This window comes from Actinacidiphila guanduensis (assembly GCF_900103985.1).
In the GTDB taxonomy this organism is placed as follows: domain Bacteria; phylum Actinomycetota; class Actinomycetes; order Streptomycetales; family Streptomycetaceae; genus Actinacidiphila; species Actinacidiphila guanduensis.
The window spans coordinates 38083-64191 of record NZ_FNIE01000009.1 but is presented as its reverse complement, the minus strand read 5'-3'; the positions used below and the strand labels follow the sequence as shown (position 1 = coordinate 64191).

The 26109-nt window shown below is 72.0% G+C and carries 24 protein-coding genes; 5 read left to right on the top strand and 19 right to left on the bottom strand.

The genetic code is table 11. From position 1 onward, the window contains the following. Positions 1–28: 28 nt before the first annotated feature. The 4 genes from BLR33_RS35285 to BLR33_RS20270 all read right to left on the bottom strand — a co-directional run bounded on the left by BLR33_RS35285 (position 29) and on the right by BLR33_RS20270 (position 4905). Positions 29–1576: a hypothetical protein gene (locus BLR33_RS35285; RefSeq protein WP_176930351.1), complete on the bottom strand. Its 1548-nt coding sequence runs from the start codon at positions 1574–1576 to the stop codon at positions 29–31. Positions 1577–1936: 360 nt separating this feature from the next. Then, entirely contained in the window at positions 1937–2629 is a 693-nt protein-coding gene (locus BLR33_RS20280) for a demethylmenaquinone methyltransferase (protein ID WP_093785975.1), read from the bottom strand. 89 nt (positions 2630–2718) lie between these two features. Then, on the bottom strand, positions 2719–3918 hold the full coding sequence (mqnC, locus tag BLR33_RS20275) for a cyclic dehypoxanthinyl futalosine synthase (protein WP_093785974.1): 1200 nt from the start codon (positions 3916–3918) through the stop codon (positions 2719–2721). A gap of 135 nt (positions 3919–4053) precedes the next feature. Further along, on the bottom strand, positions 4054–4905 hold the full coding sequence (locus BLR33_RS20270; protein ID WP_093785973.1) for a menaquinone biosynthetic enzyme MqnA/MqnD family protein: 852 nt from the start codon (positions 4903–4905) through the stop codon (positions 4054–4056). A gap of 239 nt (positions 4906–5144) precedes the next feature. Between BLR33_RS20270 and BLR33_RS20265 the strand changes: the two genes are divergently transcribed. After that, complete coding sequence (locus BLR33_RS20265) at positions 5145–5348, top strand: cold-shock protein (RefSeq protein ID WP_033177709.1); 204 nt, start codon at positions 5145–5147, stop codon at positions 5346–5348. A gap of 195 nt (positions 5349–5543) precedes the next feature. Here the strand turns inward: BLR33_RS20265 and BLR33_RS20260 are convergent, their stop codons facing one another. From BLR33_RS20260 to BLR33_RS20240, 5 genes are all read right to left on the bottom strand, one after another. Further along, positions 5544–5870, bottom strand: coding sequence for a DUF4229 domain-containing protein (locus BLR33_RS20260; RefSeq protein ID WP_093785972.1), 327 nt, complete (start codon positions 5868–5870; stop codon positions 5544–5546). A 110-nt stretch (positions 5871–5980) separates the two neighbouring features. Continuing rightward, entirely contained in the window at positions 5981–6502 is a 522-nt protein-coding gene (locus tag BLR33_RS20255; protein WP_093785971.1) for a GNAT family N-acetyltransferase, read from the bottom strand. An 89-nt stretch (positions 6503–6591) separates the two neighbouring features. Further along, positions 6592–7755, bottom strand: coding sequence for an aminofutalosine synthase MqnE (gene mqnE, locus BLR33_RS20250; protein ID WP_093785970.1), 1164 nt, complete (start codon positions 7753–7755; stop codon positions 6592–6594). Positions 7756–7850: 95 nt separating this feature from the next. Further along, positions 7851–8306: an Lrp/AsnC family transcriptional regulator gene (locus BLR33_RS20245; protein ID WP_093785969.1), complete on the bottom strand. Its 456-nt coding sequence runs from the start codon at positions 8304–8306 to the stop codon at positions 7851–7853. Positions 8307–8387: 81 nt separating this feature from the next. Next, on the bottom strand, positions 8388–9185 hold the full coding sequence (locus BLR33_RS20240) for a UbiX family flavin prenyltransferase (RefSeq protein WP_245771542.1): 798 nt from the start codon (positions 9183–9185) through the stop codon (positions 8388–8390). A 267-nt stretch (positions 9186–9452) separates the two neighbouring features. On the opposite strand from BLR33_RS20240, the gene BLR33_RS20235 reads away from it, so the two are divergent. Beyond that, positions 9453–10001 (top strand): rhomboid family intramembrane serine protease, encoded by a 549-nt coding sequence (locus BLR33_RS20235; protein ID WP_093786246.1) that lies wholly within the window; start codon positions 9453–9455, stop codon positions 9999–10001. A gap of 78 nt (positions 10002–10079) precedes the next feature. Beyond that, positions 10080–11261 (top strand): hypothetical protein, encoded by a 1182-nt coding sequence (locus BLR33_RS20230; protein ID WP_143031720.1) that lies wholly within the window; start codon positions 10080–10082, stop codon positions 11259–11261. 156 nt (positions 11262–11417) lie between these two features. Here the strand turns inward: BLR33_RS20230 and mqnP are convergent, their stop codons facing one another. Together mqnP and BLR33_RS20220 are read right to left on the bottom strand one after the other, a co-directional pair. Continuing rightward, the gene (mqnP, locus tag BLR33_RS20225; RefSeq protein WP_093785966.1) at positions 11418–12338 is read right to left on the bottom strand and encodes a menaquinone biosynthesis prenyltransferase MqnP; all 921 of its coding nucleotides are present in this window, start codon (positions 12336–12338) and stop codon (positions 11418–11420) included. Next, positions 12335–13786 (bottom strand): menaquinone biosynthesis decarboxylase, encoded by a 1452-nt coding sequence (locus BLR33_RS20220; protein WP_093785965.1) that lies wholly within the window; start codon positions 13784–13786, stop codon positions 12335–12337. Before BLR33_RS20220 ends, mqnP begins: the two co-directional genes overlap by 4 nt. An 82-nt stretch (positions 13787–13868) precedes the next feature. Here BLR33_RS20220 and BLR33_RS20215 point away from each other — a divergent pair, with 82 nt between their 5' ends. Continuing rightward, positions 13869–14267 carry a PLDc N-terminal domain-containing protein gene (locus tag BLR33_RS20215; protein WP_093786245.1) on the top strand — a complete coding sequence of 133 codons (399 nt, stop codon included), beginning with the start codon at positions 13869–13871 and terminating at the stop codon, positions 14265–14267. 92 nt (positions 14268–14359) lie between these two features. On the opposite strand, the gene ccsB is transcribed toward BLR33_RS20215, so the two are convergent. From ccsB to hemL, 7 genes are all read right to left on the bottom strand, one after another. Further along, positions 14360–15466 carry a c-type cytochrome biogenesis protein CcsB gene (ccsB, locus tag BLR33_RS20210; RefSeq protein ID WP_093785964.1) on the bottom strand — a complete coding sequence of 369 codons (1107 nt, stop codon included), beginning with the start codon at positions 15464–15466 and terminating at the stop codon, positions 14360–14362. Then, complete coding sequence (gene resB, locus BLR33_RS20205; RefSeq protein ID WP_093785963.1) at positions 15463–17256, bottom strand: cytochrome c biogenesis protein ResB; 1794 nt, start codon at positions 17254–17256, stop codon at positions 15463–15465. The genes ccsB and resB overlap by 4 nt, the downstream gene beginning before the upstream one ends. A gap of 4 nt (positions 17257–17260) precedes the next feature. Continuing rightward, the gene (locus BLR33_RS20200; RefSeq protein WP_456049199.1) at positions 17261–18031 is read right to left on the bottom strand and encodes a cytochrome c biogenesis CcdA family protein; all 771 of its coding nucleotides are present in this window, start codon (positions 18029–18031) and stop codon (positions 17261–17263) included. Position 18032: 1 nt separating this feature from the next. Further along, positions 18033–18647, bottom strand: a complete 615-nt coding sequence (locus tag BLR33_RS20195) for a TlpA family protein disulfide reductase (RefSeq protein ID WP_093785962.1) — start codon at positions 18645–18647, stop codon at positions 18033–18035. Positions 18648–18703: 56 nt separating this feature from the next. Beyond that, entirely contained in the window at positions 18704–20017 is a 1314-nt protein-coding gene (locus BLR33_RS20190) for a polysaccharide deacetylase family protein (protein WP_093785961.1), read from the bottom strand. A 547-nt stretch (positions 20018–20564) separates the two neighbouring features. After that, on the bottom strand, positions 20565–21251 hold the full coding sequence (locus BLR33_RS20185) for a histidine phosphatase family protein (protein WP_093785960.1): 687 nt from the start codon (positions 21249–21251) through the stop codon (positions 20565–20567). Further along, the gene (hemL, locus tag BLR33_RS20180; protein WP_093785959.1) at positions 21248–22555 is read right to left on the bottom strand and encodes a glutamate-1-semialdehyde 2,1-aminomutase; all 1308 of its coding nucleotides are present in this window, start codon (positions 22553–22555) and stop codon (positions 21248–21250) included. The genes BLR33_RS20185 and hemL overlap by 4 nt, the downstream gene beginning before the upstream one ends. 106 nt (positions 22556–22661) lie before the next feature. On the opposite strand from hemL, the gene BLR33_RS20175 reads away from it, so the two are divergent. Then, complete coding sequence (locus tag BLR33_RS20175) at positions 22662–23273, top strand: hypothetical protein (RefSeq protein WP_245771541.1); 612 nt, start codon at positions 22662–22664, stop codon at positions 23271–23273. Between the two features lie 275 nt (positions 23274–23548). On the opposite strand, the gene BLR33_RS20170 is transcribed toward BLR33_RS20175, so the two are convergent. Then, positions 23549–25669, bottom strand: a complete 2121-nt coding sequence (locus BLR33_RS20170) for a glycosyl hydrolase family 28-related protein (protein ID WP_093785958.1) — start codon at positions 25667–25669, stop codon at positions 23549–23551. Between the last annotated feature and the right edge of the window lie 440 nt (positions 25670–26109).

Below are 26109 nucleotides of genomic sequence, written 5' to 3'. Positions count from 1 at the left end.
CGGGTCCGGGTACGGCCGGCGGGCGGGCTCAGTCCTTCCCGTCCGGCGGCTCCGCGAGCCGCTCGGGCTGCACGACGCCCAGGTCGAACACGGTCTGCCGCGGCGGGAGTCCGGGCTCCCGCGCGGGCGCGTACGGGGAGGCGGGCGGGGCACCGTACGGGCGCGGCGCCGGTACGGCGGGGCGGGGCGCGGCAGGGGCCGGCGGCCGGCCGCCGAACAGCCGCCACAGGTACCCGCCGGCGACCACCCCGCCGAACGACCACAGCAGCCCGTACCCCAGCGCCTCCGGCACGCTGGTGCCGAGCGAGCCCTGGCCCGGCCCCACCAGGCTGAGGCCCCCGCCGCCGCCATTGCTGCCGACCCCGCCGGTGGCCGCGAGGACCACGAAGGAGGCCGTGAACAGCACGGCTACGCCGAGCTGTTCGAGCCGGTCGCGGGAGCGCCGGGCCGCGAGCACGCCGATCGCCAGCGCGCAGCACGCCGCGCCCGCGACCACCGCGGCCACCGAGCCGCCACCCCAGGCGTGGTCGAGCCCGCCGAGGCCGAAGGAGAGCCCGCCGCCGCCCTGCAGCCCGGCGCCGGTGTGGAGTTCGACGTGCGCGCCCCAGCCGAGGCCGAGGCCGGACACGCCGAGGTTGAACAGGAGCAGCGCGGCCGCGGTGATGCCCCAGCCGGTCAGATCGTCGTAGTGCGCCAGCGCGATGGCGAAGACGACCAGGCCCGCGGCGGTGAGCGTGACCAGCAGCGCGATCGCGGTGGTGCCCGCGGCCCGGTGGAGGGCGGCCGCGGCCGGGCGCGCGTCCAGCCAGGCGGTCAGTGCCGGGCGGCACAGCACGAGGAGCGCGGTGGCGAGGGTGAGCAGGAAGGTGAAGAGCCCGGCGAGCAGCGGCTCCGCGGTGAGGTGCACGCTGCCGATGCGGGTGGCCGCGCCGAAGCCGAGCGCGAGCGCGGCCGCCGCGCCGACCAGGGAGACCCGTACGGCGGCGGGCGCGGCCGGGGTGCCGGCCAGGTGCCGCCGCATCACGCGCAGCCCGAGCACCAGGACGACCACCCACAGCAGGGTGACGGTCCACGGCATGACGCTCAGCGTGGAGTGCAGGGTGCCGTGGCCGGAGGTGTACGCGTGCCCGTAGCCGGTGCCGTCGGGCGCGCCGTCCAGCCCGTCGCCCCCGTCGATCCCCTCGTACGAGAAGCCACCGCCGTCGGAGAAGTCGCCGCCGGAGGTGTCACCACCGGAGAATTCGCCGCCGAAGTCCGGGATCTCCTGCGGCTGGCTGCCGTGCAGCGAGCCGCCGAGGCCGGAGACGAGCACGGCGAGCGCCACGCGGAGCCGGTTGGCGGCGCCGAGCGAGCCGTCCGGCAGGGCGGCGCCCGCGCCGGCGGCGATGATCTCGGCGAGGGCGAGCACGCACAGCGCCGGGAGCAGGCCGACCACGAGCGGCCAGCGCCACGAGCCGCGGCCGACCTCGCGCGCGAACAGCCCGGCGGGGGACGGCTCTCCGGGCAGGCGGCCGGCCGGCGGGACGGATGGAGGCGGGGGCGGCGGCGCGGCAGGGCGCGGTGGAGCGGCGGGCACGGCAAGGGGCTCGGGTGGCGCGGCCGCCGGGGCCGCTGCGGGAGCCGGCGGTGTCCCAGGAGCTGGAGGCGTCGCGGGAGCGGCCAGTGCGGGCGCCGTGAGGTCGCGGCCGCAGCGCGGGCAGAAACGATTCCCCTCCGCCGCGTCGACCTCGTTGCCGCAGGCAGGGCAGAAGGGCATGGCTCACTCCGGGAGGCGGCAGGGAAGCTCGTCCTCCCCGTGGAAGGAGCAGCTTAGAGGCGTGGCCGCCGCCCGCGACATCGGAATACCCGACTCCGCAGGAGCAGATGTGGCAAGGGTGCCACCGGTCCGGGGGTGGGGCGGAAGGGACCTGCGGGGCCGCTTCTCGCGGACGCGCTCCTACGCGTTGACGCCCCGGTGCAGGGCCACGATGCCGCCGCTGAGGTTGCGCCAGGCGACCGAGGACCAGCCGGCCTTCTGCAGCCGGCCGGCCAGCGCCCGCTGGTCGGGCCAGGCGCGGATCGACTCGGCGAGGTAGACGTACGCGTCGGGGTTGCTGCTCACCGCGGTGGCCACCGGCGGCAGCGCCCGCATCAGGTACTCGGTGTAGACCTTGCGGAAGGGCCCGTACGTCGGGTGGCTGAACTCGCAGATCACCAGCCGCCCGCCGGGCCTGGCGACCCGGCGCATCTCGCGCAGCGCCGCGTCCGCGTCCTGCACGTTGCGCAGCGCGAAGGAGATCGTGACGGCGTCGAACACGCCGTCGCCGAAGGGGAGCCGGGTGGCATCGCCCGCGGTCAGGGCGAGGTGCGGGTGGCGCTTCTTGCCGTGCGCGAGCATGCCGAGCGAGAAGTCGCAGGGGACGACCTGGGCCCCGGCCGCGGCGAACGGCAGCGACGAGGTCCCGGTGCCAGCCCCCAGGTCCAGCACCCGCTCCCCCGCCCGCACGTCCAGCGCCCGGGCGACGGCCTTGCGCCACAGCCGCGTCTGCCCCAACGAGAGCACGTCGTTGGTCACGTCGTACTTCTCGGCCACCCCGTCGAACATCGCGGCGACGTCCTGCGGCTGCTTTTCCAAATCTGCACGGCTCACCCCGCCACGGTACCCGCTCGGCCCCTGCCCGCTTTCCGGGGCGCCCTGGCTCAGTGCGCCACCGCGCGGCCCCGGCCGTCCGCAGGCGGTCAGTTGGAGGAGAGGATCTTCAGTTCGGGGTGCGCGGTGCCGCCTTCGATCGCGGTCGAGGAGAGGTGGGAGACCACGTGGTCGTCGACCGGGTCGTTCGCCGGGTCGTCGTGGACGACGAGGTGCTCGTAGGTGGTGGCGCGCTGGGCGGGGACGCGGCCGGCGGTGCGGATCAGGTGGATCAGCTCCATCCGGTTGGAGCGGTGCTTCGCGCCCGCGGAGGAGACGACGTTCTCCTCCAGCATCACCGAGCCGAGGTCGTCGGCGCCGTAGTGCAGCGAGAGCTGGCCGACCTCCTTGCCGGTGGTGAGCCACGAGCCCTGGATGTGGGCCACGTTGTCCAGGAAGAGCCGGGCGATGGCGATCATCCGCAGGTACTCGAAGAGGGTCGCCTGCGTCTGCCCCTTCAGGTGGTTGTTCTCCGGCTGGTAGGTGTACGGGATGAACGCCCGGAAGCCGCCCGTGCGGTCCTGCACGTCGCGGATCATCCGCAGGTGCTCGATCCGCTCGGCGTTGGTCTCGCCGGTGCCCATCAGCATGGTGGAGGTGGACTCCACCCCGAGCCGGTGCGCGGTCTCCATGATCTCCAGCCACCGCTCGCCGGACTCCTTGAGCGGGGCGATCGCCTTGCGCGGCCGCTCCGGCAGGAGTTCGGCCCCCGCGCCGGCGAAGGAGTCGAGCCCGGCGGCGTGGATGCGGCGGATCGCCTCCTCGGCGGTCACCCCGGAGATCCGCGCCATGTGCTCGACCTCGGAGGCGCCCAGCGAGTGGATCACCAGCTGCGGGAACTCCCGCTTGATCGCGGCGAAGTGCTCCTCGTAGAACTCCACGCCGTAGTCGGGGTGGTGGCCGCCCTGGAACATGATCTGGGTGCCGCCGAGTTCGACGGTCTCCGCGCAGCGCCGCAGGATGTCCTCCAGGCTGCGGCTCCAGCCCTTCTCCGTGTCCTTGGGCGCGGCGTAGAACGCGCAGAACTTGCAGGCCGTCACGCACACGTTCGTGTAGTTGATGTTGCGCTCGATGATGTACGTGGCGATGTGCTCGGTGCCGGCGTAGCGCTTGCGGCGGACCTTGTCCGCGGCGGCGCCCAGGGCGTGCAGGGGGGCCGAGCGGTACAGGTCGAGCGCTTCCTCCGGCGTGATCCTGCCGCCGTCGGCGGCGCGGTCGAGGACGGCTGCGATGTCGGTCGTTGCGTTCACCGTGGGCAGGCCCTTCGGATGCGGTGCGGCTGTCTTCCCCCGAGCAGCCTAGCTTCTCGCCCCCGGCCCGCCCCGCAGGCCCTGGTCGGGGTAGGTCACAGGGGCGGGGCGTGCGGCGCCCGGGGCGGGGCGGGCTCAGTCCAGGAGCGTGACGCCGACCCCCGGGGGGAAGCCGACCCGGCGGGCGAACTCGCTGATCCCGCGCAACTGCGCGGCGCCGAGCGAGAAGTCGAGCGTGGTGAAGTACTGGCGCAGGACCTCCTCGTCGAACGCCTCCCAGCGGGCCGACTGCTCGGCCACCTTGTCGACCTCCTCCAGCGACAGGTCGCGGGAGGCGAGGAACGCCCGGTGCATCTCCCGCACGGTCTCCGGATGGGCGGCCAGGTAGTCGCGGCGGACGGCCCAGACGGCGAAGACGAAGGGCAGCCCGGTCCAGTCCTTCCACATCGTGCCGAGGTCGTGGACGTCCAGGCCGAGCCGGGGCGCGTCGTGCAGCGAGGCGCGCAGGGCGGCGTCGCCGATGAGGACGGCGGCCTGCGCCTCCTGCATCATCAGCGAGAGGTCCGGCGGGCACCGGTAGTAGTCGGGAGCGACCCCGTACTGCTCGGTGAGCAGCAGCTCGGCCAGGCGCACCGAGGTGCGGCTGGTGGAGCCGAGGGCGACCCGCTGGCCGTCGAGGCGGTCCAGCGGCATCTGGCTGACGATCACGCACGACATCACCGGGCCGTCGCAGCCGACCGCGATGTCCGGTAGGGCGACCAGCTCGTCGGCGTGCTTGAGGTACTCCATCAGGGTGATCGGCGCGATGTCGAGGTCGCCCGCCACGAGCTGGGCGCTGAGCTTCTCGGGGGTGTCCTTGGTGAGCTCGACGTCGAGCAGTGCGCCGGTCCTGGCCAGGCCCCAGTAGAGCGGGATGCAGTTCAGGAACTGGATGTGGCCGACCCTGGGGCGTACCCGGTCGCTGGTGTCTCGCGCGGCTTTGTCCATATCGCGGACGCTACTCCTGGGCCCGTGGGGCACCGCGGCGGGGGTTCGGCGTGCCGCGCGGAGATCGTCCGGGCCTTCCGCAGGCGATCCCGCCCATGCTAGGCTCGACGCAAGTTGCAGTTTGGTTTCCTTGCAGTACAAAGCCTGCGGATCATGTAACCCGCGGGCTTTTGTAGTTTTCAGACTTCGCAGTTGCAGGTTCTGGAGCAGGGCAACCCTTTGGGCCCAAGGAGGGCTTTATGGCTACCGGAACCGTGAAGTGGTTCAACGCTGAAAAGGGCTTCGGCTTCATCGCCCAGGACGGCGGCGGCCCGGATGTCTTCGTTCACTACTCCGCGATCAACGCCTCCGGCTTCCGCTCCCTCGAGGAGAACCAGCCGGTGACCTTCGACGTCACCCAGGGCCCGAAGGGCCCGCAGGCGGAGAACGTCACCCCGAACTAGTTCCCACTCGTTCGGGTTCGGATTCCCGGCGCGATCGCGCCCAGAACCTGCAGTACCAAGGGGCCCCGCACAGTGTGCGGGGCCCCTGCCTTTTCCCTGCTCCGCGTGGGCGCGGCTTTCGGCCGGACGGGCACGCCGTGGCTGCGTCGCGGCCCCGTACCGCTCAGGGTGCCCGTGTCGCGGGCCCGAGACGGCTCAGGCGGTGTGCGGCTGCTCGTTCCGCTGGGCGGCCTCGCGCTCGGAGCGGTCGGAGTCGTCCGCCTCGTCCTCCTGGCCGGCGGCCGCGGCGAGGTTCAGCCGGGTGCGCTCCACCCGGTCGGAGACCTGGACGGCGGCCTGCTCGCGGGCACCGCGCAGCAGCACCCAGCTCAGGGGCGCGGACACGATGAGGGCGAGCAGCACCACCCACAGGTAGTTCGAGTCACCGAGCCCGGCCGGCAGGATGTGCAGCCGGACCAGGCCCCACATGACCCCGAAGCTGGCGACGAAGAGGCCGAAGCGCAGTGCGGTGTATCGGAGCATGCCCCCAGTGAAGCATGCGCCCGTTTCGCCCCGTACCCCGGCCCGGTGCCGACGGGCCGGCGCCGGCCCGAAGCACCCGGGGGCGGGCCGGCGCCGCAGGCCAGGGGTGCTCAGAGTTCCAGCAGCATGATCACGTCGTCGCAGGTCCGGCCGGGGCCGACCCTGATGGCGCGCGGGACGCGGCCTACCTCCTTGTAGCCGCAGCGCTCGTAGAAGGTGTCGGCGCCGGTGCCGCCGCGGCAGGTGAGGCGGATCGCCTCGATGCCGGGCATCGCGCGCGCGGCCTGCTCGACGGCGGCCAGCAGTGCCCGCCCATGTCCCTTGCCCTGGTGGTCGGGGTGGACCATCACCGTGTAGGCCCAGATCCAGTGCCGCATCAGCCGGTGCGTGTTGTACGCCAGGAACGCGGTCGCGGCGATCCGCCCGTCCTCGTCCCGGCCCAGCAGCAGACGGCGCTGCCCGGCGGCCAGCGCGGCGAACGCGCTGTCCAGGTCGGGGCGGACGTCCTCGGGGGTGACCGGCGGGACGAACCCGACGGCGCCGCCCGCCTGGGACACCTCGGTCCACAGCGCGAGCACGCCGTCGCGCACCTCGTCGTCGATCTCGGGGTCCAGCCGGAACGTAAGCGCCATAGCGCCAGATTAGCCATTACCGCCGGGCGCCCGCCCGGCCCTGCGGTGTCGGTCCCGTCACACCGCGGACCCGGGCCCGGGTGCGGACCTCACACCCGCATCGGCTGCGGCGACTCGCGGCGGGACCCGTCCGGGCCCGGGTACTCGCGGATGATCTCGTAGCGGGTGTTGCGCTCCACCGGGCGGAAGCCGGCGTCCCGGATGAGCTCCAGGATGTCCTCGCGGGTCAGCTTGTTGGGCGTGCCGTAGGAGTCCGCGTCGTGGGTGATCTTGTACTCGACCACCGAGCCGTCCATGTCGTCGGCCCCGTGGTTCAGGGCGAGTTGGGCGGTGGACAGGCCGTGCATCACCCAGAACACCTTCACGTGCGGCACGTTGTCGAAGAGCAGCCGGGAGACCGCGAAGGTCTTTAGCGCCTCGGCGCCGGACGCCATGGTGGTGCGCGCCTGGAGGGTGTTGCGCACCTTGCCGTCCTTCATGTCCACGAAGTCGTGCTGGTAGCGCAGCGGGATGAAGACCTGGAACCCGCCGGTCTCGTCCTGCAGTTCGCGCAGCCGCAGCACGTGGTCGACCCGGTGCCGGGGCTCCTCGATGTGGCCGTAGAGCATCGTGCAGGGGGTCTTGAGGCCCTTGGCGTGGGCGAGGCGGTGGATGCGGGACCAGTCCTCCCAGTGGGTGCGGTGGTCCACGATGTGCTGCCGCACCTCCCAGTCGAAGATCTCCGCGCCGCCGCCGGTCAGCGACTCCAGCCCGGCGTCGATGAGTTCGTCCAGGATGTCGGAGGCGGACATCCCCGAGATCGTCTCGAAGTGGTGGATCTCGGTGGCGGTGAACGCCTTGAGCGAGACCTGCGGCAGCGCCTCCTTGAGCGCCTTGAGCGAGCGCGGGTAGTACCGCCAGGGCAGCGACGGGTGCAGGCCGTTGACGATGTGCAGCTCGGTGAGGTTCTCGCCCTCCATCGCCTTCGCGAGGTTGACGGCCTCCTCGATCCGCATGGTGTACGCGTCCTTCTCCCCCGGCTTGCGCTGGAAGGAGCAGTAGGCGCACGAGGCCGTGCACACGTTGGTCATGTTCAGGTGGCGGTTGACGTTGAAGTGGACGACATCGCCGTTCTTCTGCGTCCGCACGTGGTGGGCGAGGCCGCCCAGCCAGGCCAGGTCGTCGGACTCGTAGAGGGCGATCCCGTCCTCGCGGGTCAGCCGCTCGCCGGCGTAGACCTTCTCCTCCAGCTCGCGCTTGAGCCCAGCGTCCATGCCACTCCTCCTCACCGCAGCGGGCCGTCCGGCCCGCCCACCGACGATACGCCCCGGCCCGATCACGGACGGGCCGCCCCGTCCCCCGGCGGGCGTCAGGCCTCCTCGGGCAGCTGCCCGACCCGGTTCTCCCACTTGGTGGACAGCACGATGGTGGTGCGGGTCCTGGCCACCCCCTTGGTGCCCGACAGGCGCCGGATGGTGTGCTCCAGGCCGTCCACGTCGCCGACCCTGACCTTGAGCATGTAGGAGTCGTCGCCGGCGATGAACCAGCAGTCCTCGATCTCGTCCAGGTCGCTCAGCCGGCGGGCGACCTCCTCGTGGTCGGCGGCGTCCGAGAGCTGCAGGCCGACCAGGGCGGTGACGCCCAGGCCGAGCGAGGCGGGGGCGACCGTGGCGCGGTAGCCGGTGATCACGCCCGCCTGTTCCAGCCGGTTGATCCGGTCGGTGACGCTGGGTCCCGACAGCCCCACGAGCCGGCCGAGTTCCGCGTAGGACGCCCGTCCGTTCTCGCGCAACGCCTGGATGAGCTGCCTGTCCACCCCGTCCATCGATCGGACCCTCCCGTTCACCTGGTGACTGCGCTGTCCGGACACGAATCTAAGGCATGGACGGGTCCTTGCCTTGCACATCTACTCCTCGAAGGGCCCCGCGAGGGGCTCCTCGGAAGGTTTGCGAGCCTCGTCGGCCTCCGCCCCGGCCGTCTCGACTGGCCCGACCGCCCCGGCGGGCAGCTGCCGGCCGCCGCCGAGGGCGCCCGACCAGCGCCGGTAGAGCCGGTGCGGGACCCCGGCCGCGTCCAGCACCCGGCCCGCGACGAAGTCCACCAGTTCCTGGGCCGTCGTGCCACCCGCGTAGAACGCGGGCGAGGCCGGGAGCACCACCGCGCCGGCGTCGTCCAGGGCGGTCAGGTGGCGCAGCGTCTGGCCGCCCAGCGGGGTCTCGCGCACGGCGACCACCAGCGTCCTGCGCTCCTTGAGCGTCACGGCGGCCGAGCGCTGCAGCAGGTCCTTGGACAGGCCCAGCGCGACCCCGGCCACGCAGTCGGTGCTGGCGGGCACGATGAGCATCCCCTTGGCGGGATACGAGCCGGAGGACGGGCCCGCGGCCAGGTCGCCGGCCGGCCAGTACCGCACGGCGTCCAGCGCGGCGGCGTCGAAGGAGGCGGCGAAGGCGTCGGTGCCGTCGGCGCCGCGGACCAGCCAGCGGGCGAGGTCGGAACGCCAGTGTGCGTCGCGGACGGCGGCGCCGGTCTCGTCCAGCAGGGTCAGCCGGGCGGCGCGGCTGACCACGAGGTCCACCGCCTCGCCGGCGGCCAGCAGGGCGCGCAGGACGGCGGCCGCGTACGGGGTCCCCGAGGCGCCCGAGACGCCGACGATCCACGGGGTGCGCCGGGCGCCCGTGCCCTCGGCGTGCTCGCTGTGCTCCACGGCGTCGAGCCTAGTCGAGCCCGAACGAGCCCGTTCCGAGGGCGGTCGGGAGCGGTTCGGGACCTGTTCGAGACCGCTTCGGGACCGCGTCGGAACCGTCACCGGGGAACCGGCGGTGCCGCAGCCGGCGTTGTAGCGCATGGGGGGCAGATACGGGTACGGGAACCAGGGGGCTTCGTGGCGAACGGAACGGGCGTACGGCGCGACCGATTGTCCGACACCCTGCTCGCGCCCTTGCGCGCGGGCTCCCGCGTGACGGCGGCCGCGATGCTCATGCTGGCCTGGCTGGCGCTGCTGTGGGGCGTCGAGGCGATCGACACCCTCTCGGGCAACCGGCTGGACGGGCTCGGCATCACCCCGCGCCGCAGCGGCGAGCTGGTGGACATCGTGCCCTCGGCCTTCATCCACTTCGGCTTCGGGCATCTCGCCTCCAACAGCCTGCCGCTGCTGGTGCTGGGCTTCATCGCCGCGTTGCGCGGCATCGGCCGCTTCCTGGCGGTCTCCCTGGTCATCATCGTCATCGACGGGCTGGGGGTGTGGCTGTTCTCGCCCGCGCACACCAACACCGCGGGCGCCTCCGGCCTGATCTTCGGCCTGTTCAGCTACCTGCTGGTGCGCGGCTTCGTGGATCACCGGGTGCTGGACGTCGTGGTCGGCCTGGCGATCGGGGCGTACTACGGGACGTCCATCCTGTGGGGCGTACTGCCCGTGCACACCGGAGTCTCCTGGCAGGGCCACCTGTTCGGGCTGATCGCGGGCGTGACGGCGGCCTACCTCTTCCGGGAGCGCCCCGCGGAGGTCGCCGCCGGCGGCTGAACCCGTCCGGCGCGGGCGGCCGCTGCACCCGCCCGCGCGGAACCCCGGTGTGGACACAGCCCGGGCACAGATACCATCGTGCAGCACACAAGGGGGGGGTTCGTCGGCAGTTGCCCGAGGCCCCATGTTTTCGCTCACTACGAGGAGTTCGTCATCATCAGCATGCGCAAGGGCCTGGCCGCCGCCGGAGTGGTGGCCCTGATATCCGCCGGTTCCGCAGCCTGCGGCGCCGACAAGACCACCCCGCAGGGGCGGGTGGGCGACGCCTTCGACAAGCTCGGCAAGCAGACCACGGTCAGCCTCGACCTGGGCTTCGGCGGCACCTCCGACCAGATCTACACGGCGTTGAAGGACGAGGACGGCTTCACCCAGGCCGACGCGAAGCTGCTCGCCTCGCTGCACCTGACGCTGGCCGCCAGCTCCACCAAATCCTTCAGCGCGCTCGGCAAGGACCAGAGCGCGGCCGCCAAGGACGGCGCCTTCGACATCGGCCTGACCAGTGAGGACGGCGGGCAGCTCGCCGAGATCCGCGCGGTGGACCAGAAGGCGTACATCAAGTTCGACATCAAGGGCCTGGAGAAGCTCGACACCAGCCCGAACGACACCAAGGACCTGGCCGAGTTCAACCAGTTCGTCGACAACGCCGACCAGCTGCCGGCCAACCTCGCCTCGGTGAAGGCCGCGATCAAGGGCCAGTGGGTCAGCATCGACCCCAAGGCGTTCACGGACTTCGCCAAGTCCCTGGGCGGCAACGGCGGTTCGGACTCCTCGGGCCTGCCGACGTCCACGCCGTCGTTCTCCACGCAGGAGCAGAAGCAGATCGTGGACGGGCTGCGCCAGGCGCTGACCGCGAACGTCACGTACAAGGAGCTGGGCAGCAAGGACGGCGCCGACCACGTCCAGGTCAGCGTGCCCGCCCGGCAGTTCGTCAAGGACGCGGCCACCTCGCTGACGCCGGTCTTCAACAAGATCCCGGGCTTCCCGCCCTCGGACCTGACCGACCTGCAGAACGCCAAGGACGTGCCGAACAAGACGATCTCCGCGGACGTCGCCATCAAGAACGGCAACGTCAGCTCGGTCACCGTGGACCTCGCCCAGTTCGACGACACGGCCGCCGGGCCGCTCCCGCTGACGCTCGGCTTCCAGGGCAGCGCGGCCGCGATCAAGGCCCCGGCCGGTGCCCAGGTGCTCAACCCGCAGGACATCATCGGCCTGGTGATGAACGTCCAGGGCGGCTCGGGCGACGACTCGTCCTTCTGAGCCGTGTCCGAGGTCCTTCCGGGATCGGGCCCACAGGCACAAGCGAACGGCCCCCGGCGGTGCATCCGCCGGGGGCCGTCCCCCTTTTCCGGCGTTCCCGCCGTTCCCTGCCGTTTCCCGCGCTCCTATCGTTCCTGGTGAAGGCGCCCGGGCCCGCTACCAGGTGAGCCCGCGGTCGATCAGGTCGAGGAGCGCGAAGACGAAGAGCGTGATGCCGATGACGCCGTTGACCGTGAAGAACGCCCGGTTGAGGCGGCTGAGGTCGTGCGGCTTGACGATGGAGTGCTCGTAGACGAAGGCACCGGCGACGATCGCCATGCCGACCCACCAGAAGGCGCCCGCGCTCGTCGCCAGGCCGTACCAGACCAGGAGCGCGGTGGTGACCACGTGGCAGCCGCGGGCCCCGTACAGGGCGGCGGGGATGCCGAACCTGGCGGGCACCGACTTCACGCCGTGCGCGCGGTCCGCGGCCACGTCCTGGCTGCCGAAGATCAGGTCGAACCCGCCGATCCAGACGCCCACCGCGAGGCCGAGCACGACCGCGTGCCAGTCCCACGAGCCGGTGACCGCGAGCCACGCCCCGATCGGGCCCATCGCCTGGGCGAGGCCGAGGATGGCGTGCGGGAAGTTCGTGAACCGCTTGCCGTAGGGGTAGACCACCATCGGCACCACGGCGACCGGGGCGAGCGCCAGGCACAGCGGGTTGAGCAGGGCGGCGGCACCGAGGAAGACCACCAGGGCGACGAGCGCGCCGGTCCAGGCCGTGCGCACCGAGACGGCCCCGGTGACCAGTTCGCGCCCGGCGGTGCGCGGGTTGCGGGCGTCGATCTCCCGGTCGATGATCCGGTTGCAGGCCATCGCGAAGGTGCGCAGACCCACCATCGCCACGGTGACCAGCAGCAGTTCGCCCCAGTGCACGCTGCCGTCGGCGCGGAACATCGCGGTCAGCGCCGCGATGTAGGCGAAGGGCAGCGCGAAGACCGAATGCTCGATCATCACCAGCCGCAGGAACGCCTGCACTCCCCCGCTGATCTGCGGCGGGCTCGGCCGGCCGCCCTCAAGTACCGCCTCGCTCACAGTCCGTACTCCTTCCACCGCCGGGTCACCAGGTCGGCCGTCGCCGGGTCGGAGACCACCATCTCCGGCCAGCCGCCGTCGCGCACGTACCCCTCCTCGGGCAGCTTGCGGGTGGCGTCGATGCCCGCCTTGCCGCCCCAGAACTGCTGATAGGAGGCGTGGTCGAGGTGGTCCACCGGGCCCTCGACGACGGTCAGGTCGCGGGCGTAGTCGGTGTTGCCGAACGCGCGCCAGGCCACCTCGTGCAGGTCGTGCACGTCGCAGTCGGCGTCCACCACGACGATCAGCTTGGTCAGCGACATCATGTGCGCGCCCCAGATGGCGTGCATCGTCTTCTGGGCGTGCTTGGGGTACTTCTTGTCGATCGAGACGATCGCGCAGTTGTGGAAGCCGCCGGCCTCGGGCAGGTGGTAGTCCACGATGTCGGGCACGATGATCTTCAGCAGCGGCAGGAAGAACCGCTCGGTCGCCCGGCCCAGCGGCCCGTCCTCGGTCGGCGGCCGGCCCACCACGATCGACTGGAAGACCGGCCTCCTGCGCATCGTCACGCAGTCGACGGTCAGCGCCGGGAAGGGCTCCTGCGGGGTGTAGAAGCCGGTGTGGTCGCCGAACGGGCCCTCGGGCAGCTCCTTGCCGGGCTCCAGCCAGCCCTCCAGCACCACCTCGGCCTGCGCGGGCACCTGCAGCGGCACCGTCCGGCAGTCCACCAGCTCCACCCGGCGCTCCTGGACGAACCCGGCGAGCAGGTACTCGTCGATGTCGGCGGGCAGCGGCGCGGTGGCGGCGTAGGTGACCGCGGGCGGGCAGCCGAAGGCGATCGCCACCGGCAGCCGCTCGCCGCGGAGCTGGGCGGCCCGGTAGTGCTCGCGGCTGTCCTTGTGGATCTGCCAGTGCATGCCGATGGTGCGCCGGTCGTGCCGCTGCAGCCGGTACAGGCCGAGGTTGCGCACCCCGGTGACCGGGTCCTTGGTGTGGGTCAGGCCCAGGTTGAAGAAGGACCCGCCGTCCTGCGGCCAGGTGAACAGCGCCGGCAGCCGGTCCAGGTCCACGTCGTCGCCGGTGAGCACGACCTCCTGGACGGGGGCGTCCTTCACCTTCTTCGGCGGGACGTGCAGCATCCCGGCGAGCTTGCCGAACGCCTCGCGCACCCCGACGAAGCCGTGCGGCAGCTCCGGCTTGAGCAGTCCGGCGATCTTCTCGCCGATGTCGGCATAGGAGGCCAGGCCCAGCGCCTTGAGCATCCGGCGGTCGGTGCCGTAGACGTTCATGGCCAGCGGCGCCAGCGAGCCGCGCACGTTCTCGAAGAGCAGCGCGGGCCCGCCGGCCTTGTTCACCCGGTCGGTGATCTCGCCGACCTCCAGGTACGGGTCCACCTCGGCGGTGATCCGCCGGAGGTCGCCGTCCTTCTCCAGTGCCCGCAGCAGCGAGCGGAGGTCGTCATAAGCCATACGCCACAGTCTTCCATCCCCGGTTAGGCTGGAGGCGCTGTGGGGGTGGCCCGCGCCCCCCGAACTCCCGGGGGTGTCGACCGTGCGGTTCGTCCCGTACCTGCTGATCCTGGCCGTGTGGATCCATGCCTTCGTGGACTGCCTCGGCACGCCCGAGCACCAGGTGCGGCGGCTGCCCAAGCTCGCCTGGCTGCTGATCGTGCTGCTGCTCGGCCCGGTGCTGATCGGCCCGTTGGCCTGGCTGGCGCTCGGCCGCAGGCGCGGCCCGGTGCTGCGCGGCGAGCCCGGCCGCCCCTGGCAGGGCGCCTACGGCCCCGATCTCGGCGGCTACCGCGGCGGCCCGGCCGACCGGGTCCGCGACGGCCTGGCCGGCCCCGCGCAGCGCGCGCCCGAGCCCGGCGCGGACTGGATCCCGCCGGACGACAACCCCGAGTTCCTGCGCTCGCTGGACGAGCGGCGCAAGAAGGGCACCCAGGACTGAGTCCGGGTGCCCTTCGGCGGGAGGCGGCCCCCTACGACGGCTGTGCGGCGGGAGCCGCCTCGGCCCCCTGGTGACCGGGAGCCGGCGCGGGGTCAGACCCCGGCGTAGGAGTGCTTGCCGGTGACGAAGATGTTGACGCCGTAGTAGTTCCACAGGAAGCACGTGAAGGCGATCAGCGCCAGGTAGGCGGCCTTGCGGCCCTTCCAGCCGGCGGTGGCGCGCGCGTGCAGGTAGCCGGCGTAGACGACCCAGGTGATGAACGACCAGGTCTCCTTCGGGTCCCACTCCCAGTAGTGGCCCCAGGCGGCCTGCGCCCAGATCGCGCCCGCGATGATCGTGAACGTCCACAGCGGGAAGACCAGGGCGTTCATCCGGTAGGCGAACTTGTCCAGGCTCGCCGCCGAGGGCAGCCGCCGCATCACGTCGGCCCACCGCCCGTTGCCGGAGCTGCCCGCGGCCAGCGCCACCTCGTAGTGGTCCCGGAACAGGTAGAGCAGGGTACCCACGGCCGCGAGGTAGAAGACCGCGCCGGAGATGATCGCGCACGAGACGTGGATCCACAGCCAGTACGAGTGCAGCGCCGGCACCAGCTGCTCGCTGGAGGTGTAGAGCACCGACAGGGCCAGGCCCAGGTCGAGCAGGACCGAGGTGGTCAGGAACAGCCCGATCCAGCGGACGTTCTTCTTCAGCGCGAGCAGCAGCAGGTACGCGCCCACGGCCACCGACCCGAAGGTGATGGAGAACTCGTACATGTTGCCCCAGGGCGCCCGCTGCACCGAGGCGGCCCGGAAGACGACGCCGGCGACGTGCAGCAGCCAGGCCAGTGTGGTGAAGGACACCGCGATCCGGCCGTACAGGTCGCCCCGCTCGCTGGTGCCGGCCGCGCCCGGGCCGTCCGGGATGCCGCGGTCGCTGGAGGAGGCGCGGGTGACGACGGCGGGCCGCTCCAGCGTGGTGGTGCCGCCGCCGCGCGTGGCGACCTGCACGGTCACCTTGGCCTTGCCGGCGTCGGCCGCCTCCTGGGCCGCGGCCTGTCCGGCGGTCAGGGCCGCGGACTGGACGGCGATCCGGCTGCGGCTGCCGAAGACCCACTCCGCGAGGTGGGCGAGGAAGGCGAGTGCGTACACGAACATCGCCGAGCGGATGAGGTAGTTGCTGTAGTTCGCGAAGTTCTCGTTGACCGCGGACGCGAGGTTCACGCGCGGGCTCCTTCGTCATCGGTCGTGCGGGCGGTTTCCGCCGGGGTGTCGGCGCTTTCGGGTGCGGTGGCGGGCCGGTCGTCCGGCCCGCCGTCCGGGCGGGGTGGGGCGTCGGGGAGGAGCTGGACGGCCACGTCGCCGATCTCGTCGGCGATCCGGACGGACTCGCTGCGGCCGAGGCCGCCGAGCTCCACCAGCGTGGTGCCGTCCGGTCCGCGCAGGGCCCGCACCCAGATCCGGCGGCGCTGGACGAACAGCGACAGGGCCAGGCCGAGGATCGCGCACACCCCGCTGATCAGCGCGGACTCATTTCCGGCCTGGTGGGAGATGGTGAAGCTGGCCCAGGTGCGCACGCCGTCGAAGGTCAGGCTGCCCTGGCCGTCCGGCAGGTCGATGCGCTGCCCCACCTTGATCACCTCGCCGTTGACCCCGGTCGTGGTGTTCAGCTTGAACTGCTTCATGTGGGTGGCGTCGAGCTGGTACACGTTCTGCGGGATGCCGGAGTCCAGGCCGAGGTCGCCGTGGTAGGCGGTGAGCCACAGCAGCGGCTGGTCGAGCGCGGGGAAGGTGGAGACGGGGCCGCGGTCCGTCGAGCCGGTGGGCGTGAAGTAGCCCTGGAAGGCGAGCTGGTCGGGCTTGCCGTCCTTGCCGATGGCGTCGGGCACCTTGACCACGCCGGTGGAGGTGAGGTCGGTGTCCTGCGGGATGAAGGGCACCGGGCCGCGGTAGGCGATGTTGCCCTGGCCGTCCCGGACGGTGACCACGGGCGCGTAGCCGTGCGAGATCAGGTAGACCTTCTCGCCGCCGATGCTCAGCGGGTGGTTGACCGAGATCGCGCCCTTGGTGGTGTGGCTGGAGTCGGTGCCGGTCCAGTAGTGGATGTTGGCCTGGAACTTCAGCGCGGTGCCGCGTTCGGGGCCGCTGGTGGCGTACTTGGCGTCGAAGTTGTCCAGGGTGAAGCCGAAGGGCTTCAGGTCGTCGGCGCCGTAGAGCGTGCCGCCGCTGAAGTCGTCGTACAGGGCCGGGTTGTTGACGAAGCCGTCGTCGCCGCCGACCACCAGCTTGCCGCCGGAGGCCGCCTCCAGCGAGGTGAGCGCGAAGGAGATCAGCAGGCCGAACAGGGCGACGTGGAAGAGCAGGTTGCCGGCCTCGCGCAGGTAGCCCTTCTCGCCGGCGACCGAGGTGCCGTTCAGGTGCGTGCGGAAGCGGCGGCCGCGCAGCACCCGGCGGGCCGCCTCCGCGACCTCCTCCGGGCTCGCGTCGGTCTGCCAGGTGCTGTAGGCGGGCAGCCGGGTCAGGTGCCGCGGCGCGGCCGGCGGCCGCGCGCGCAGCTGGCCGACGAACTGCCAGGTGCGCGGCACGATGCAGCCGGCGAGCGAGACGAACAGCAGGATGTAGATCGCGGAGAACCACGGCGAGCTGTAGACGTGGAACAGGCCGAGCCGCTCGTAGAGCGGGCTGATGTCCGGGTGCGCCTTCTTGAAGTCGTCGACCTTGAGCTGGTCGCTGTGCTGCGGGATCAGCGAGCCGGGGATCGCGGCGAGCGAGAGCAGGAAGAGCAGGATCAGCGCGATCCGCATCGAGGTGAGCTGGCGCCACAGCCAGCGCAGCCAGCCGAGCACGCCGAGCCCGGGCAGGCTGTCCAGGGTGTCGGCGGGCGCGGTGGACAACTGCGCGCCGGCGGCGCCCAGTCCGTCCTCCGGCTCGGCTGCCTGCGCCGGGACGGCCCCGCTCGCGGGCGACTCCGCGGTCGGCTTCCCGTCCCGGCCGGGCGTGTGCGTGGTACTCATGCGTTCAGACCCCTGGCGTGAAGCCGCTCGACCAGATCTGCATCTGGTACGTGATGTGGTCCCACACGCCGGTGACGAGCAGTACCCCGACCGCGACCAGCATGCCGCCGCCGAGCCGCATCACCCATGCGTAGTGGCGTTTGACCCACCCGAAGGCGCCCAGCGTACGGCGGAAAGCTATGGCCGCCACGATGAAGGGCACGCCCAGGCCCAGGCAGTAGAAGACCATCAGCAGCGCGCCGCGGCCGGCGCTGGCGTTGTTCATGGCCAGGAACTGCACGGCGCCGAGCGTCGGGCCGACGCAGGGCGCCCAGCCGAGCCCGAACAGCGCGCCGAGGACCGGCGCGCCGGCCAGGCCCATGCCCGGGCGGAAGTGGAAGCGGAACTCGCGCTGGGTGATACCGCCGATGAGGCCCATGAAGGCCAGGCCGAAGACGATGGTCAGGATGCCGAAGATCCGGGTGAGGCCCTGCCGGTGGGCCTGCAGGGTCCAGCCGAAGTTGCCGAACAGGGCGCCGGTGGAGACGAAGACGGCGCTGAAGCCGAGCACGAACAGCGTGGCGCCCAGCAGCATCCGGCCGCGCTTGGCCTCGCCGAGGTCGGTGCCGGTGACACCGGTCACATAGGAGAGGTAGCCGGGGACCAGCGGCAGCACGCAGGGCGAGAAGAAGGAGACCAGCCCGGCGAACATCGCGACCGGCACGGCCGCGAGCAGCGCGCCGGACAGGACGGTCTGCTGGGTGTCCGCGAGGTCGAGGAGCGTGCCGGCCGCCACGTCACTTCTCCGCGGCGACGGGATCGACGAGCTTGGTGAGCTGCTCCTCGGACAGGGCGGTCAGCGCCCGCGCGGCGACCCGGCCCTGCCGGTCCACCACGATGGTCGCGGGCAGGCTCTGCGGGTTGAGGCTGCCCTTGGGGAACCGCAGGATCTGCTTGCCGTACGGGTCGAACAGGCTCGGGTAGGTGACCTTGAAGGTCCGGTCGAACCGGAGCGCGTTGTTCCGGTCCAGGTCGCGGGTGTTGATGCCGAGGAACTGCACGCCCTTGGGCGCCTCGGCGGCCGCGACGCTGACCAGGTTGGGCGCCTCCGCCCGGCACGGCGCGCACCACGAGCCCCAGATGTTGATCACGACGACCTTGCCCCGGTAGGCCGACAGGCTGGTGTGCCCGCCGGCGACGGTCTGTCCCGAGATGTCCGGGGCGGCCTTGCGGTCGGCGGGCTTGACGGTGGTGATCTGCCCGTTGCCCGCCACGAAGTTGGACCCCTGGGTGGAGGTGCCGCTGGACGAGGAGGACGAGCAGGCGGCCAGTACCAGCCCAAGCGCCGCGGCCCCGGCTGCTGCCAGGGCGCGGCTCAGCGCGGGGCGTCCGAGGGCGCGCGGAGAACTCATGTGAAAAGTTTCGCATGTGCCTTTCGGCGATCTTCCCCGCCCCCCACCCCCGCCCGTCAGGTGGTCGCGGTCACCGCCGGGGCCGCGCCCTCGCCGGCCCCTCCGGTGGCGGTGGAGGCGGGCACCTGGCCGAGGAACTCCTTCCAGCCGCCGGGCGGCTGCTCGCCGACCTCCAGGGTGCGCAGTTTGTCCAGCAGCGCCGGGTCCTGCGCGTCCAGCCAGTCGGTGAGCTGCTGGAAGGAGACCATCCGCACGTCTTTGTAGCCCTGGGCGGCGATGTGCTTGAGCGTCTCCTCCACGGCGTCCATGTAGATGCCGCCGTTCCACTCCTCGAAGTGGTTGCCGATGAAGAAGGGCGCGCGGTTGGTCTCGTAGGCGCGCTGGAAGCCGGCGATGTAGGAGGCGGTGGCCTGGCTGCGCCAGCCCGGGTAGTTGCGCGGGTCGGAGGAGGTGGCGGCGTGCGACTGGTTGGCCAGCATGTTGTAGTCCATCGACAGGACCTCGAACGAGTGACCGGGGAACGGGATGAGCTGCAGCGGGTAGTCCCACACGCCCATCCGCTTGCTGGGCCAGATCTGGTCGCCGCCGGGGTTGCTGGTGTCGTACCGCCAGCCGATGGCCGCGGCGGTGGGCAGCAGGTTGTCCTGGCCGAGCAGGCAGGGGGTACGGCTGCCGATGAGGTTCTTGGCGTAGTCGAAGGGCAGCGGCTCCTCGTCGTACCAGCCGGTGTTGGTCTTCCACTGGGTGACGAACGCCACGGCCTGGTCGATCTCGCTCTTCCAGTCCGCCGGGGTCCAGCGGCTGACGCTGCCGGAGCCGGCGCAGAAGTGCCCGTTGAAGTGGGTGGCGATCTCGTGGCCGGCGGTCCACGCCTGTCGCAGGTTGTCCAGCGTCATACGGATGTGCTCGTCGGAGAGGTAGCCGATGTCGGAGGCGCCCAGCGGGCCGTTGGGCGGGGCGTACATGAGCTTCTTGTCCTCCGGCAGCAGGTAGAGGCCGGAGAGGTTGAAGGTCATGGTGGCGCCGTGGTCGTCGGCGAGCTTGCGGAAGCGGGGGAAGAGCCCGTTGCCGACCTCGCCGGCCCCGTCCCAGGAGAAGACGACGAACTGCGGCGGCGTCTGGCCGGGCTCCAGCCGGTCCACCACGGGCTGGTTGGGCTGCGGGCCGGTGTCCGCGGTCGAGCCGTCGCCGATCAGGCGAACCGTTTTGGCAGGCGCCCGCGCGCCGCTGGCTCCCGAGTGCTCGCCGGTCCGCTGGGCGCGGGGCGCGCCCTGCTTCCCCCCGCCCGCCGCCCCGCACCCCGCCACGGCGAGCCCCGCGGCGGCTCCGGCGGTGGTGGTCAACAGGGCCCTTCGGCTGATGGCACTCATGCGATCCCCGTCTCTCGGCGTCTCCAGCACTCCGTTGGAGTCGGCGGACAGCCGAACCGCAACCACCCGCCACGCCCTCACTGCTTCCAGGCAGCCGCGGCATTGCGGGTATTTACTGACAAATGCCGCTCACCTGGCGCACGAGATTCACCGCGATGCCCCGCCACCTCGCCCCTCCGCCCAACCTGCGCTACGAGGTGCACGGACCGGGGACGCGAGGAACCGCGCGCCCAGGCTGTCGCCGGCCTGCCGCCGGGGGACGACAGGGAGGGGCACCCCGGACCCCGAAGGGGCGCGGGGAACGGCGCGCCCAGGTATCACCGACCGGCATCCGGCAACGGCGACACAGGGGCAGCCCGGACGCCGGCATGGGGGCGCGAGGAACTGCGCGCCCAGGTGAAGCCGACCCGCAGCCGGCAACGGCGAGAAAGAGGCACCCCAGACCCCGCAGGGGCGCGAGGAACTGCGCGCCCAGACACGAACCGACCCGCGGCCGGCAACAGCGAGCCAGAGGCAGCCCGGACCCCGACGAGGGGGGCCGTGGGGGCTACGCCCCCACAGACCCCGCCACCGGCTTCGCGCCCGCGCGAAGCCGGACCGGCACCAGATCGATCGCCGGCTCGCTGTACCCCACGGAAACGATCTCGTCGCCCTTGAACGTGAAGGACGTCAGGCTCGCCAGCGTGCACTGCCGCTTGCGCGGATCGTGCCACAGCCGCCGCCGCTCGGCGTAGGACCGCACCACCCAGATCGGCAGCTGGTGGCTGACGGCCACCGCCTCGTGCCCGCGTGCGGCGTCCCGCGCGGCCCCGAGCGCGGCCATCATCCGCACCACCTGGTCCACGTACGGCTCGCCCCAGCTCGGCTTGAAGGGGTTGGTGAGGTACTTCCAGTTGGCCGGCTTGCGCAGCGCCCCGTCGCCGACGCCGAACTGCTTGCCCTCGAAGACGTTCGCCGCCTCGATCAGCCGCCCGTCGGTGGCCAGGTCCAGCCCGTGCGCGGCCGCGATCGGGGTGGCCGTCTCCTGGGCCCGCTCCAGCGGGGAGGCGACGACGTGCCGGATGTCACGGCCGGACAGGTGCTCGGCCACCCGGTCGGCCATCCGGCGGCCGAGGTCGGAGAGGTGGAAGCCGGGGCGGCGGCCGTAGAGGACGCCCTCGGGGTTGTGCACCTCGCCGTGGCGCATCAGGTGCACCACCGTCAGCTCGGTGCCGTCGAAACTCTCGCCGCTCATGCGTGCGCCTCCGCTGCTGCGCGCGCGGCGGCCGGCAGTGCGGCGGCGACCCGCTGCACTGCCCGCTCGTCGTGCGCGGTGGACACGAACCAGGACTCGAACGCCGACGGGGGCAAGTAGACGCCCTGCGCCAGCATCGCGTGGAAGAAGGCGGTGAACCGGTACGCCTCCTGCTTCTTCGCGTCGTCGAAGTCGCGGACCTCGGCGTCGGTGAAGAACACGGAGAACATGCTGCCCGCCGTCTGGATGCGGTGCGGCACGCCCTCCTTGGACAGCGCCTCGCCGATCAGGGCCCGCAGCTGCGCCGAGACCGCGTCCAGCCGCTCGTACGCGGCGGCGTCCAGCAGCCGCAGCTGGGCGAGGCCCGCCGCGGTGGCGACCGGGTTCCCGGACAGGGTGCCGGCCTGGTAGACGGGACCGGCCGGGGCGAGCGCGGCCATCACGTCGGCGCGGCCGCCGAAGGCCGCGGTCGGGAAGCCGCCGCCCATCACCTTGCCGAAGGTCATCAGGTCCGGGCGCACCCCGTCGATGCCGTACCAGCCGGCGGCGCTGACCCGGAAGCCGGTCATCACCTCGTCGGAGATGTAGAGGGCGCCCGCGGCCGTGCACAGCTCCTTCAGGGCGGCGTTGAAGCCGTCGCGCGGCGGGACCACGCCCATGTTGCCGGGCGACGCCTCGGTGATCACGCAGGCGATCTGCCCCTCGTTGGCGGCGAAGGCGGCGCGGACGGCCTCGATGTCGTTGTACGGCAGCACGATGGTGTCGCCGGCCTGGGCGCCGGTGACCCCCGGGGTGTCCGGCAGGCCGAAGGTGGCGACGCCCGAGCCGGCGGCGGCCAGCAGCGCGTCCACGTGGCCGTGGTAGCAGCCGGCGAACTTGACCACCTTGGCGCGGCCGGTGAAGCCGCGGGCGAGCCGGATCGCCGACATGGTGGCCTCGGTGCCGGAGCTGACCAGCCGCACCTGGTCGAGCGGCTCGATCCGGGCCGTCATCGCCTCGGCGAGCTCGACCTCGCCCTCGGTCGGGGTGCCGAACGAGGTGCCCTTGGCGACGGCGGCCTGCACGGCCGCGACCACCTCGGGATGGGCGTGGCCGAGGATCATCGGCCCCCACGAGCAGACGAGGTCGACGTACTCGCGCCCGTCGGCGTCGGTGAGGTACGGGCCGGCACCGGAGACCATGAACCTGGGGGTGCCGCCCACCGCGCGGAAGGCGCGCACCGGTGAGTTCACGCCTCCCGGCGTCACGGCCGCCGCGCGGTCGAAGAGTTCCTGGGACACTGGTGCTTCGTACGGATAGTTCACAGGCACATGCTCTCAAACGACGGGCGTTGCGCCGCAACGTCTCGACCTGGCATCTGAGACGATGATCGGGTTGCATGGTTGGGTCGGCAGATGGTCGGGTAGTGGAATGCAGCAGCGCGGTGGCGGACCGGGCGACGTGCCGGGCGATCGCGAGCCCGGAAGCTCCCGCCCCACCGGTCGCAGACGCCGACCCGCCGACCGCGCACCGCAGGAGAACCGTGATTCCGGACAGCGTGGCCCGGAGCCGCGACCGACCGCAGAGGGCAGGAGCAGGGGTGGCCGAGTGGGGGTGACTTACAAGTACTTCGGTGCGCCCGACGGGGCCACCGCGGCGCGCGTGCCGATCTCCATGCGGCCCGAGGAACTCGGCGGCGACGAGCTCGGTCAGGGCCTGTACACCAAGGTCAAGCCCGAGACGATGGCGGCGATGGTGCTCACCGGTATCGAGGGCATACCCCCGAACAAGGTCCCGCCGCTCGAACTGGTCGTGCTGCACCCCGACTACGCGGTGGTCCGGCTGCCCGCCTCCGTGGTCGACCCGCTGCGCAAGGCCAACGAGGAGCTGCTGGGCGCGGCCGCCTTCATCTGGTCCACGGTCCCGGACCGGCGCGGCCCGCGGGACGCCTTCGTCATCTACCGCATGCTGCACGAGTGGCAGGATTTCGCCCGCCGTTGCGACGAGTCGGGCCACCAGCTGTACTGCCTGGTCTGGCCGTAGCAGGGCCCCCTTCCCCTCCGGAGCGGATCCCCTCCCCCGCGGGCGGGCGCCCCAACACCGGTGTGCCACGCCCGCTTTGACCTTTTCGCTCGCGTTTCTCCTCTGGCGGATCAGCGCCACTGCTCGGACACGCACGGCGCCGGGAAGGCCCGGAAATGTCCGATGGGACCCGCGGGCGGAGCGCGCGGGTCCCATCGGGGCGAACGGGGAGGCGAATACGTGAGGTGAACGGTCGGGCCAACAGGCCCGGGTTCAGCGGGTGTTCGGGCGGGCGGTCACCACGCGCCGGGGGCCGGCGGGGGCACCACCGGCGGGCGGTCGTCGCACGTGATGGTGTTGGGCAGTTCCCAGGGGGCGAGCCAGTCGCCCGTGGTGCCGCCGCCGTCGTTGCCGCCGAGGTCGGTCAGGGTGAACTCCGAGCCGGCCGAAGTGAAGTGGAACGAGCCGCAGTTGTTCACGCCGACCGCGCCGACGTTGCGCGCGTCGACGTTCTGGAAGGTGGCCCCGCCTGCGACGCGGGCGCTGACCACGGAGGTGCCGGTGCCGTCCACCTGGATGTCTTTGAAGTGGACGTTGGTGATGGAGTAGAGGTCCTTCACCGGAAAGTCGCTGACCAGCATGATCGCGTTGTAGGTGGTGTCCAGGAAGCGGTCGCCGGTCACCTCGACGTCGGCGTCGATGTTGCGCTCCAGCGCGTAGAACCAGATGGCGCCCAGGCCGATGTTCCAGTTGAGGTCGTAGGTCCCGGCCCGCACGGTGGTGTTGCCGGTGATCCACAGGTGGCCGGTGAACGCCTCGGCGCCGAAGCGGGAGCCGACCTGGATACCGCTGCCCTCGCGGATCGGGTCGGCGACCAGGTTGCCGGAGACGGTGTTGTCGGTGCCGCCGTACAGCGCGATGCCGTTGGCGAGCACCGGCGTCTGGACGGTGTTGTGGTCGAAGGTGTCGCGGGCGTCCTCGGTCTTGTCCGACCACATGGCCAGCGCGTCGTCGCCGGTGTTGCGCAGCAGGTTGTTGCGGACCACCGAATCGGTCACGCCGGTGTGGAAGTTGATGCCGTCGGCGGTCTGGTCGACGATCTCGTTCCCGGTGATCACCAGGTTGTGCATCGGCCCGTCGAGCCACATGCCGGCCTTGGTGTGCTGGATGTAGAGGCCGGAGATGCTGGAGTCGCTCAGCGCGCCGCCGATGCCGTTGACCTGGTCGGTGTCGACCCGGTCGCGCACGTCGCCCTCGATGGCGAAGTCCGACAGGTGCACGTGCGAACTGCCGCCCGCGGCCGCGTCCTTGCCGTAGAACCCGACGCCGGTGTGCAGGCTGCCTCCCCCAGGCCCTGCGGGCTGGGAGGTGCCCCCAGCCGCCGGCGAACCGAGCGTCACCTGGTGGCCCTTGATGATCGTGTACCAGTTGCCGGCGCCCTCGATGGTGATGTCGTCCACGATGATGTGGCGGTTCACCTGGAAGGTGCCCGGCGGGATGTAGACCTTGAGGTGGGCCGTGCGGGCGAAAGCGATGGCCTTGTCCAGCGCGGGCGCGGAGTCGCGGCGGCCGCTGGGGTCGGCCCCGAACGCGAGGACGTTCACGGCGAGCGGATCGACCTTGGGCGGCGCCACCAGCTGGGAGTCCAGCAGGTCCACGGTGGTGGGCTCGCCGCCGGCCGGGACGGTGAGGCGGACCTTCTGCCCGGCCCGGTAGGTGCGGCCCAGCAGCAGGCGCTGCTCGTCGTAGAAGTGGTTGGGCCGGAAGGGCTTGGTGACGACCGGCTCGGGGGTGGTCTGGTCCGGCACGCAGCCGCACTCGGTGATCCACTGGTCGGGGAAGAGCAGGTCGGCGCCGGGGTCGTTGCTGAACGGGTACTGGTTGTAGAGCCAGGCGTACTGCGAGGTGAGCGTCATGGTGCGGCGGTCGCGGCCGTCCACGGTGACGGCGAGCGGCGAGGTGGTACCGCCGCCCTGCGGGGCGTCGGGGATGCTGTAGCGCACGCTGAGGGCGTTGGCGGCCTTGGGCAGTGTGAACTCGACGTACTGGCCCGGCTGGAGGGTCACCGCGCTGCGCCCGGATGCCTCGGCGGGCAGGGTGTAGGCGTCCCGGCCGGGCCCGATGACGGTGCCGTCGGTGGCCGCGTGCTCGGCCTCCTGCTCGGTGATCCCGAGGTCGGCGCCGGTTCCGGCCACGAGCGAGGGGTCCAGGGCGGCGCGGGTGGCCTGCGGCAAGGCCGCCGCGGTGCGCGGGCCCGCGTGGGCGGGGGCGGCCGCGAACAGGCCGACGGCCGCCGCGGCGGCGGTCAGGGCGGCGGCGGTTCTCCGGCGTCTGCCGGCGGTGCCGCCGGCCCTTCTGCGACTCCGGCCGCCGGACGTCACGGCGGGGGGCTGGGCCGCGGTGGTGCTGCGTGGCATCGCGGGCTCGATTCTGTCGGGGAAAGTGGCGGGGGACGAGGGGGAAGAGGGTCGGGGAGATGCCGGGGAGAGGTCGGGAGGGAGGTGAGGAAAGGTCAGGTCGGCCCAGGCGGGCGGGCGTCGGCGCACCGGGCGGCAGCGCCGGAGCGAGGCCGACCCTAGGGCTCCGCTCGGTACCCCGACAAGCGGTGCGCAAGCGTAATTTCGCTCAAGTGCCGCCTATCTCCATGAGTTTGGTCGTCTTCTTGCATCTGGGTGCCCACTGATTTCACCCGTCCCGGGCCGTGAACCGTACCGGCCGGTCCGGCGTCCCTACGCCATGCGGGCGGCGGACCACGGGGAGGGCCGCCGCCCGTGCCGTCCCGGAACGGCGCCTTCCGCGCGATAGGGTCTCAACTGCCGGTGCCGCGCGGCACGGCAGGACCCGACCCCCGCCGACC

Excerpts from the sequence above, each read along its gene's own strand:
- BLR33_RS20255 (WP_093785971.1), bottom strand. The coding sequence starts at position 6,502 with ATGGCGCTTACGTTCCGGCTGGACCCCGAGATCGACGACGAGGTGCGC.
- BLR33_RS20270 (WP_093785973.1), bottom strand. The coding sequence starts at position 4,905 with ATGGACAAAGCCGCGCGAGACACCAGCGACCGGGTACGCCCCAGGGTC.
- BLR33_RS20195 (WP_093785962.1), bottom strand. The coding sequence starts at position 18,647 with ATGAGTTCTCCGCGCGCCCTCGGACGCCCCGCGCTGAGCCGCGCCCTG.
- BLR33_RS20190 (WP_093785961.1), bottom strand. The coding sequence starts at position 20,017 with ATGAGTGCCATCAGCCGAAGGGCCCTGTTGACCACCACCGCCGGAGCC.
- mqnE (WP_093785970.1), bottom strand. The coding sequence starts at position 7,755 with ATGGACGCTGGGCTCAAGCGCGAGCTGGAGGAGAAGGTCTACGCCGGC.
- BLR33_RS20170 (WP_093785958.1), bottom strand. The coding sequence starts at position 25,669 with ATGCCACGCAGCACCACCGCGGCCCAGCCCCCCGCCGTGACGTCCGGC.
- BLR33_RS20235 (WP_093786246.1), top strand. The coding sequence starts at position 9,453 with ATGCTCATGCTGGCCTGGCTGGCGCTGCTGTGGGGCGTCGAGGCGATC.
- resB (WP_093785963.1), bottom strand. The coding sequence starts at position 17,256 with ATGAGTACCACGCACACGCCCGGCCGGGACGGGAAGCCGACCGCGGAG.
- BLR33_RS20175 (WP_245771541.1), top strand. The coding sequence starts at position 22,662 with ATGCAGCAGCGCGGTGGCGGACCGGGCGACGTGCCGGGCGATCGCGAG.
- BLR33_RS20265 (WP_033177709.1), top strand. The coding sequence starts at position 5,145 with ATGGCTACCGGAACCGTGAAGTGGTTCAACGCTGAAAAGGGCTTCGGC.
- BLR33_RS20220 (WP_093785965.1), bottom strand. The coding sequence starts at position 13,786 with ATGGCTTATGACGACCTCCGCTCGCTGCTGCGGGCACTGGAGAAGGAC.
- BLR33_RS20245 (WP_093785969.1), bottom strand. The coding sequence starts at position 8,306 with ATGGACGGGGTGGACAGGCAGCTCATCCAGGCGTTGCGCGAGAACGGA.
- BLR33_RS20260 (WP_093785972.1), bottom strand. The coding sequence starts at position 5,870 with ATGCTCCGATACACCGCACTGCGCTTCGGCCTCTTCGTCGCCAGCTTC.
- BLR33_RS20185 (WP_093785960.1), bottom strand. The coding sequence starts at position 21,251 with ATGAGCGGCGAGAGTTTCGACGGCACCGAGCTGACGGTGGTGCACCTG.